The sequence below is a fragment of the Stenotrophomonas maltophilia genome, assembly GCF_003970865.1.
In the GTDB taxonomy this organism is placed as follows: domain Bacteria; phylum Pseudomonadota; class Gammaproteobacteria; order Xanthomonadales; family Xanthomonadaceae; genus Stenotrophomonas; species Stenotrophomonas maltophilia_AR.
This window is the reverse complement of the sequence record NZ_RXLZ01000135.1, coordinates 1-1,721: the sequence shown is the minus strand read 5'-3', so window position 1 is coordinate 1,721 and position 1,721 is coordinate 1. Positions and strand designations below refer to the sequence as shown.

Annotated in this window: 2 protein-coding genes; both read left to right on the top strand. The window is 66.5% G+C overall.

From position 1 onward, the window contains the following. Window positions 1-229: 229 nt before the first annotated feature. Window positions 230-850: a LemA family protein gene (locus tag EKL94_RS22060; RefSeq protein WP_126930640.1), complete on the top strand. Its 621-nt coding sequence runs from the start codon at window positions 230-232 to the stop codon at window positions 848-850. A 3-nt stretch (window positions 851-853) separates the two neighbouring features. After that, window positions 854-1,721 (top strand): TPM domain-containing protein (locus EKL94_RS22055; RefSeq protein ID WP_260473488.1); only part of this gene is annotated, 868 nt, incomplete at its 3' end.

The window sequence follows — 1,721 nt, the reverse complement described above, 5'->3', positions numbered from 1 at the left end:
TTTTTTTTCCCGATGTCTGTTTTCTTTGTTTTTTTTTTTTTTTTTTTTTTTTTTGCCGCCCCGCCCCCCCGCGTACTAAACGCGTAAGCTAGTCGGCCGGGTCAGGTGTGTATAAGGGACCGCCGATAACGCTTCCTCGCCAACCACCGCGGAGGGGGCGGCGCCCGATGGCCGGTCTTTCACCCGAACCGTGGCATGCTCGGCGCCAAGTCCACCTGGAACGTCCGCCATGCGCCTGTTCACCCGTGTCCTGCCCCTGATGCTGCTGGCCTCCCTGCTCTCCGGCTGCGGCTACAACGCCATCCAGCAGAAGGATGAAGCGGTCAAGGCCAGCTGGTCGGAGGTCATCAACCAGTACAAGCGCCGCGCCGACCTGGTGCCCAACCTGGTGCAGACCGTGAAGGGCTTCGCCAGCCAGGAAGAGCGCGTGCTGACCGAAGTCACCAACGCCCGTTCGCGTGTGGGCCAGATCAACGTCAACGCCGATGACGAGGCCTCGCTCAAGCAGTTCCAGCAGGCCCAGGGCGAACTGGGCAGCGCGCTGTCGCGGCTGCTGGTGGTCACCGAGAACTACCCGGAGCTGAAGTCCAACCAGAACTTCCGCGACCTGCAGGCGCAGCTGGAAGGTACCGAGAACCGGGTCACCGTCGCCCGCGGCCGTTACATCCAGCAGGTACAGGACTACAACACCTACATCCGCTCGTTCCCGCAGGTGATCACTGCCAAGATCTTCGGCTACAAGACCAAGCCGAACTTCACGGTGGAAAACGAGGCGCAGATCTCCAACGCGCCGGCGGTCGATTTCGGCAACGCGCCGCAGCAGCAGCCGGCACCGCAGCCGGGGACCTGATCGATGCGCCTGGCCACTGCGCTGCTGGCCCTGCTGCTGTGGCTGCCGCTGGCCTCGCATGCGCAGCAGCTGGCGCCGGTTCCTGCGCTGGATTCGCCGGTGGTCGATACCACCGGCACGCTGGACGCCGCGCAGAAGCAGGCGCTGGCGCAGCAGGCGATCGAACTGCAGCAGCGCAAGGGCAGCCAGCTGCAGGTGCTGGTGGTGCCCACCACCCAGCCGGAAGACATCGCGCAGTACACCACGCGGGTCTTCGACCAGTGGCAGATCGGCCGCAAGGGCGTGGATGACGGGGTGCTGCTGGTGGTGGCCAAGGACGACCGGCGCGTGCGCATCGAGCCGGGCTACGGCCTGGAAGGCGCGATTCCCGATGCCATCGCCAACCGGGTCATCCAGGAATACCTGGTGCCGCGCTTCCGCAGCGGCGACTACGCCGGTGGCATCACCGACGCCACGGCGGTGCTGGTCAAGCTGATCGACGGGGAAACGCTGCCGGCACCGGTCAGTGGCCATCGCGGGCGTGAGCCCAGCGGTGGCGGTGATACCTGGTTCCTGGCGCTGTTCATCGGTGTGTTCGCCGGCAGCATCCTGCGCGGCGTGTTCTCGCGCGTGCCGCGACCGCTGCGTGGCCTGCTCGGCGGTGCCGGTGCGGCGCTGGCGGCGTTCCTGTTCACGTCCACGCTGCTGGCCAGTGGCCTGGCAGGCGTCGTAGGCCTGATTGTGGCCATGCTCTCAGGCCACCCGGGCCGCTTTGCCGGTGGCGGTGGCTGGGGTGGGGGAGCCGGGGCCCGGCCCTTTTACACCCTGAACCCCCCCCCCGCCCCCCCCGCTGGCTCCCCGCCGGGGGCCGGGCCCTTGAAAAAAAAAAAAA